This window comes from Arthrobacter sp. CAN_A2, from assembly GCF_015752045.1.
Lineage (GTDB): Bacteria > Actinomycetota > Actinomycetes > Actinomycetales > Micrococcaceae > Arthrobacter_D.
In genome coordinates, this window is record NZ_JADOUS010000033.1 from 1 (window position 1) to 6,157 (window position 6,157).

The 6,157-nt window shown below is 56.8% G+C and carries 5 protein-coding genes; 1 reads left to right on the plus strand and 4 read right to left on the minus strand.

Annotated features, from left to right (window positions below; genetic code table 11):
• Positions 1 to 229: 229 nt before the first annotated feature.
• Genes IWX63_RS16090 through IWX63_RS16100 form a run of 3 tightly spaced genes read right to left on the minus strand, consistent with a single transcriptional unit; the run spans position 230 to position 4,136 of the window.
• Positions 230 to 1,447 (minus strand): 5-methylcytosine restriction system specificity protein McrC, encoded by a 1,218-nt coding sequence (locus tag IWX63_RS16090; RefSeq protein ID WP_199279166.1) that lies wholly within the window; start codon positions 1,445 to 1,447, stop codon positions 230 to 232.
• A gap of 14 nt (positions 1,448 to 1,461) precedes the next feature.
• Complete coding sequence (locus tag IWX63_RS16095; RefSeq protein WP_199279167.1) at positions 1,462 to 3,189, minus strand: McrB family protein; 1,728 nt, start codon at positions 3,187 to 3,189, stop codon at positions 1,462 to 1,464.
• Positions 3,186 to 4,136: a DNA adenine methylase gene (locus IWX63_RS16100; RefSeq protein ID WP_199279168.1), complete on the minus strand. Its 951-nt coding sequence runs from the start codon at positions 4,134 to 4,136 to the stop codon at positions 3,186 to 3,188. The genes IWX63_RS16095 and IWX63_RS16100 overlap by 4 nt, the downstream gene beginning before the upstream one ends.
• A gap of 79 nt (positions 4,137 to 4,215) precedes the next feature.
• Here IWX63_RS16100 and IWX63_RS16105 point away from each other — a divergent pair, with 79 nt between their 5' ends.
• On the plus strand, positions 4,216 to 5,526 hold the full coding sequence (locus IWX63_RS16105) for a site-specific DNA-methyltransferase (protein WP_199279169.1): 1,311 nt from the start codon (positions 4,216 to 4,218) through the stop codon (positions 5,524 to 5,526).
• Between the two features lie 262 nt (positions 5,527 to 5,788).
• Here IWX63_RS16105 and IWX63_RS16985 read toward each other — a convergent pair whose 3' ends face one another.
• On the minus strand, positions 5,789 to 6,076 hold the full coding sequence (locus IWX63_RS16985; protein WP_199279170.1) for an abortive infection family protein: 288 nt from the start codon (positions 6,074 to 6,076) through the stop codon (positions 5,789 to 5,791).
• Positions 6,077 to 6,157: the final 81 nt, after the last annotated feature.

A 6,157-nucleotide genomic window follows, 5' to 3' on the forward strand; every position in this document is an offset into this window, starting at 1 on the left:
GTCGCCAGAGGATTCCGCAACCGCGACAACTACCGCCTACGCATGCTCCTCATCGGCGGCGGCCTCAACCACCCCCACCTCAAGTAAGAAGAGCCGCTTTCCGGCTGTCGTCGGAATCGTGTTGCTATAAATCAATAGATCACTTTAGACTAATCATGGGGTGATTTTTTCGAGAGCTTAATGAGGTGATCGTAATGTTCGGAAGAACCTCGGGTCAAGCTGATTTTATTCACCTTGAAACGAGTAGTTCAGTTATTTGTTGTGCGCGTTGTTGGTCACCTAGGCCTCGCTTGTACTTGTATATGTCGAGACCGATGGTGACCAACGAAGTCGGCGTTCCACTGAATCCTGCAACGTCATATCGCTTTGCCGGTTCAGCACTCGGATAAACAATTACCGATAAAGGTGATCGAAGTGCTGCTGCGGCGCTAAGGGCCTGATATACATGGTTCTCGGATGGCGTTTCTCCTAGGCGGGTGTACTTAGCCTCAAAAGTTGCGACGACAGTACCGTTTCGTCTGAGAATGCCATCAGGGATCACGTTCGTTGCAACGCGTTTGCCGACTTTCAGAAGTGTGTGGTGAGCCTTCGGCTCCACTTGTAAGCCGCTTCCCGGTATTTGAGTTGCGGCGGCGAGAGTGCGTTCGAGGAGCGTCTCCAGAAGTGGCCAAGGTTCGATAGCAACTTCTAATCCAACTGACCGACCAGGATCGCCGACGATAGAACGGTTCCTGAGGACCGCCGCAGCGATATCCCATGCAGGCTTGTACTTGGCCCACTGTGCAGGTAAGTGCCGTTGTGCGACAGCGGGGTTTACATAACTTGGTAGTGCTATTCCTGGCGCGACGAGCGTTTCTAGTCGGCGTAGACGTGCCCGAAGGCTTTGACTGGAAGCGGAGCGGCGAAGGTACCCTGCGACGATGGAAAGGCCACGAGTGAAGTCGTTGGCGACTGTGAGGTCATCGCGCTCGATGGGAAACATGGCGGGATTCAGGAGCGCTGTTCGGACCCATTTGCCGATGTTGAGGTGTCCATTTGGGCGACGGGAAGTGAGCTGGTGGTGTTCATACACCTGCAGTGGGCCCTCTTGAGCGAGAGCTTTTTCCAAGCGACGTGCGTACTCAATAGCCAAAGCTGAGGACAGATCAGTTTTTGAAGGCGACAGGCTCGAGCGTTGAGATCCCGTCACGGCGATACGCGAGGTCTCGGTGATGAGTTGCACGACGGCCTCTGCCCAAGACACGTCGGTTTCTACCTTTGGCTCGATATCAAGGATCGACCCGTCATTGAGCGGAACGGATCCAATCAGATTCCGAACCTGAACCGTCGTGCCGGAGACTTTCAGCTGTTTGAGGCGTGGTGCGAGAACGGGACGCAGCTGATCGATGGCGTCCGTGATTGCCGCGACAGTGCTGGACGGATGGTTTTGTGGCAGGTTCTCCTGCACCGATAGGCGCTGCATCAGTTGTTGGACAGGCGCAACAGCTCACTGTGGATGTCCGCACCATTAAGCTCACCGAGTTCGGAGAAGTGCAGGCGGGCGTTCCCGTGGGATCCCAAAGACGGGTGGGGCGCTTTCCACCATGCGGCCCTGTTTCGAGGGTTGGTGGGTGCTTGATCAGCTGACCCAGCGACGAGGATAGCGCTCAGTAAGTCGTCATTGTCTTGCAGTGATAGCCGTAGTGTCTGGGTGACGCGGCGATCCCATGCTGCAGCGAGTGACTGCAGCATGGCTTCGGTCGTTGGTCCGGTCACGTGCCAGAAGTTGCTCTGCCCCAGGCGGAAGTCTTGGCCGAGGACGGCGTCGATGCGGTCGTTGAGTGTCCGAAGGAGTTGAACGGCGAGGTGACCGACAGCTCCGACGGTCCATTCCTCGAGCGGTAGGCCGAGGTCAGCGGTTGGGTCCGCTTTGAGATGAGCGCTCAAGGACTCGTAGTCGGGGGGCATTTCGATGATTGAGAACCGCCGACGCAGCGCTGCATCGAGGGGTGCTACCGATCGGTCGCTGCTGTTCATCGCCGCAGCGATCCACAAGTTCGGCGGAAGGGTGAAGCGCGGACTGACTGTCGTATGTCCGTGTGCGGCAAACTCTTCGGGTACAGACACTTTGAGATCGCTGTAAGAGAGGTCCACAAATGTGTTGCCGCGCTTATCCTTGTCCAGCAAGGCCAGCACATCGCCGAGGACTGCTGCAGCGTTGCCGCGGTTGAACTCATCGAGCACGAGAAGAGCTCTGTTCGTTCCTTCGGAAGCGTAATGAGCCAGGTTTACAAGGGGACCCGTCGACGCCTCTACTGCCACACCGTTGTCTGCAGGTACTGGCATTAATCCGAGAACGAGGTTGTCGTAGGAGTAACTGGGATGCAGGACCACTGTTCGCGTCTTGCCCGGAAGGGCAACGTTCTGCTGCTGCGACCAAGCATCGTGATTCATATCAGGATCAAAAAGAACGGCTTTGCCTGGGTTCTCAATGTACTTTGTCAATCGCTCCAACAACACAGTCTTGCCAGTGCCCGGGGGGCCCACGAAAAGAAGGTTCGGGTTGTCTTCAAACTTCTCAAGTACGGCTGCAACATCAGGCGTCAACTCCGCACCCTCATCGTTGAAGAGTAGGGAAGCGCATGCCCTTGATGCCCCTACCTTCGTTGTGAGGGCCCGTACGGCTTCAGGCAGGATTTCGGTGCTAGCGAACGCAAGATCGGTAGGGGGGTTCATGATGTAGGCGCGTATGTGCAACACATCAGGTTCGGCCCGAAGCTTTATGGCTACTAGGTAGGCGCTTAGGTTCTTGTCTTCTAGGGTTTGCAGATGCTCGTTTGCCTCGTCCGAGGTGCTTCCAGTCGGGTCACCCGGAATGGTGCCCGGACCCTCCTCTACTGGGTTGACGGTGAGCTTCCACGGTGCCGGCGCGCCGTCAACTGTTCCCCATGAGAGGTGATGCCGATCAGCTGATGGTTTGAAGAAGCCTGCTGCCTGCCCCTTCGGCCACTTATATGTCAGGTTGAAGCGGGTGTCCGCTGTTGCCTCGTTGTAGGCGGGTGGGAAGTGCGACACCATGTGAACTTCGCAGTCGCCTGATAGCTGCAGGTAATCCTTGGTGTAACCATTTCCTAAGCGACCGTAGGTCGCTTTTTGGGCTGCTGTGCCGAAGTGCCAGACCCATACGGCATCGACGGGTTGAGCGGTCACGAGAATTGCCTTCCGATGATGATGGCTTCCGGGGAACGACTAGCTTCCACCGCGCGCTTACTCTGAGCTGCTACAGATCGGTGGGTGGTAAACCCAACAATTTCTGCGTCAGGGAACAAGGATCGCACACCTTCATTGTCCCGGTTCGACATTACCCAGTGAACGCCACGACTGCTGAAGTCGGCACAGATGCTTGCCAAATCCTGAAGGTCGACCAGTTCGAACACCTTGGACGTGTATTTGTTGAACTTCGAGGTAGGTTCTTTTTCGTCGGAATTAGACCATACCGGAAGGTACGGAGGATCGAGATACACGAAGTCGCCCGGCTTGGCTCGCGCGCAAGCCTCCCTGAAGTCCTCAAAATGAAGCTCAGCCACAGACAACGAGCGTTCGAGTCCGAGTAAATTCTCAGATGAGAGGCTCCTGAAAGGGCGGTCTCCCCATGGCACGTTCATGGCGCCGGTCTTCGAGTTCGTCCGCCACAACCCGTTCCACGATGTTTGATTCAAGTAGATGAAGCGGGCCGCCTGGGCAACGAGGCCGTCGGGCACAGTTGCCCGAACTTCGTAGTAGAACTCTTTGGAGTCCCGCTCCTTGTACCAGTCCAAGCAGGGCCGGAGCTCGTCCTGATACGAGCGAACGGCTATCCAGGCGTTGATCAGGTCTTCGTTCAGGTCGGTCAGATGCGCTTCGCCCTGTATCCGGTCCTGCAGGGCAAAGAACATCGCCCCACCGCCAAGGAACGGCTCGTGGTAGTTGGCAAAGCTCTCAGGGGTGTACGGCAGGATCTTCGGAAGGATCCGAGTCTTGCCGCCAACCCACTTGAGGAAGGGCTTCGTTGCCCGCTGATGAGGAGCAGGGGCTTCCGACGCAGCAGTGACTAGCGGGTTGAGCATGTCGATGATGGGAGGCCTCCGCCACAGTCGTTCACCCACCAAGTTGGTCACCGGTGCATGAGATCATTAGGAACAGTATCCAATTGAACGGGCGGCCGGTGACAATCGGCGCCACCTAGGCGGGGAGAACATGACCGACGTCGAGCTTGTGTGGCCGAACAAGGACCTCACGCTGCGAGCATCCGGTCTCACCGGGTACGAGTGGCTGCAACCAACGGACAAGCGGCTGGCGAGTCGTCCGACCTTCACCCCTCTCACCGCGCTGCCTCACAGCCAGTCCAACGTCCTTGTCGTAGGGGATGCACTCGATGCACTCCAAGGTCTGGCAGAGAACACTGATGCTCTCGCCGGCGGTATCCGACTGGTCTACATCGATCCGCCCTTCAACACGCAGGTCAACTTCCGCCAGTACAACGACACGATGCAACGCTCCATGTGGCTGTCCATGATGCGCGACCGCCTTGCAGCAGTTGTGCCGCATCTGGCACCCGATGCCAGTGTGTGGGTGCACCTCGACGATTCTGAGGTTCATCGCGCAAGAATGCTCATGGACGAGGTCTTCGGGGAGAAAGCGTTCGTCGCTTCAATCGTCTGGCAGAAAAAGACCACGCGCGACAGCCGAGCAGCGTTCTCATCCAACCACGACACCATCCTGGTATACGCACCGAGCGGCCCACGCACCTGGAAGACCTCTCGCAACCTCCTAGCGAAGGACGAAGCCACCCTTCGGAACCGCGACAATGACCCGCGCGGCCCCTGGACGGACGCGCCGTTCACGGCGCCGGGCTACCGCAAAGCCCAGCAATACGACATCATCACGCCCTCTGGGGTCGTACAGCGTCCACCCCGAGGTCGCAGCTGGTACGCAACCAGGCCCACCTTCGACAATCTGCTCGCCGATGATCGTATCTGGTTCCCCAAGAACGGCGAAGGGTCGCCACGCTTGAAGCTCTTCGCCCACCAACTAAGAGGCCTGGTTCCCTTCACCGTGTGGGGGTCAGCAGATGTCGGAACCAACGATGACGCCAAGCGGCACCTCCTCGACCTGTTCCCCGACATAGAGGTTTTTGACACACCTAAACCCGAAGAGCTCCTCGAGCGCATCATCCACATCGCATCGAGCCCAGGTGAACTGGTCGTGGACCTCTTCGCAGGTTCAGGAACCACAGCTGCAACCGCACACAAGATGCGCAGGCGATGGATTGCTGTCGAGCGCATAACTCAAACCGTTCTCGACTACACAGTTCCTAGACTGAACGCAGTCGTCAACGGAACCGATCGAGGAGGCATCACCTCACCCATTGCCTGGACGGGGGGAGGTTCGTTTGAAGTGGCACATGTATCACCACGCCTAGGACTTCTTCCCGCCTCGAGCAAAGCATCGTTCGTAACGAGGAAGCTAAATCTGCTCGCCCGACCCCGAGCAGATGAGGCTGGCTAAGCGATCAGCTTGCTCTTAGGGCGGGAGGTTAAGTGGCTGTTTCTAACCTCACCCGACGGTAATTCCAATATGATCTTTCCAATTTAAACTGCCTGCAGCCCGTATCTGTTTCCCTAGTTTTTGGTCAATGTGAGTTCGTAATTGTAGTTCCAGTAAACGCAATCATTGCCGCAATGGATTAATTCGCAAACCGCCTCTGACTGCACTCACTCAGAAAATTCCATAGCGTAGCTGAAATAGTCCGCGACTTCCCTATGTTGAGTTAAGGCAGATTGTCGAACGTTGCTAATAAGAAGTGGCATACACCCACGACGGAAGTCACTACAAGTTCGGCTAGGGCAGCATCGGCTTTCGGGCCTCTCGAGATTCCGTGCCCTGTGCCCAGACCCAAATTTCGAAGCTCAGCGACAGCAGTGGTCACCTGAGTCAGTGCGCTGTAAAGCTTGATTCTCTGATCATCGCCAGGCTGGCCTGAGACCTCGAGCTTCAACTCGCTTCTGACATCTCTAATCAGTTCCGGTAAGTCCTTTGAGCGGGGGGTCTGCTGCACGAAGAGGTGACATTTTTAGTCACGCAGCCAGGGCGGCTGGCGTGTTCATGATGGTCTCGAACTCGATGGGCGTCAACCGTC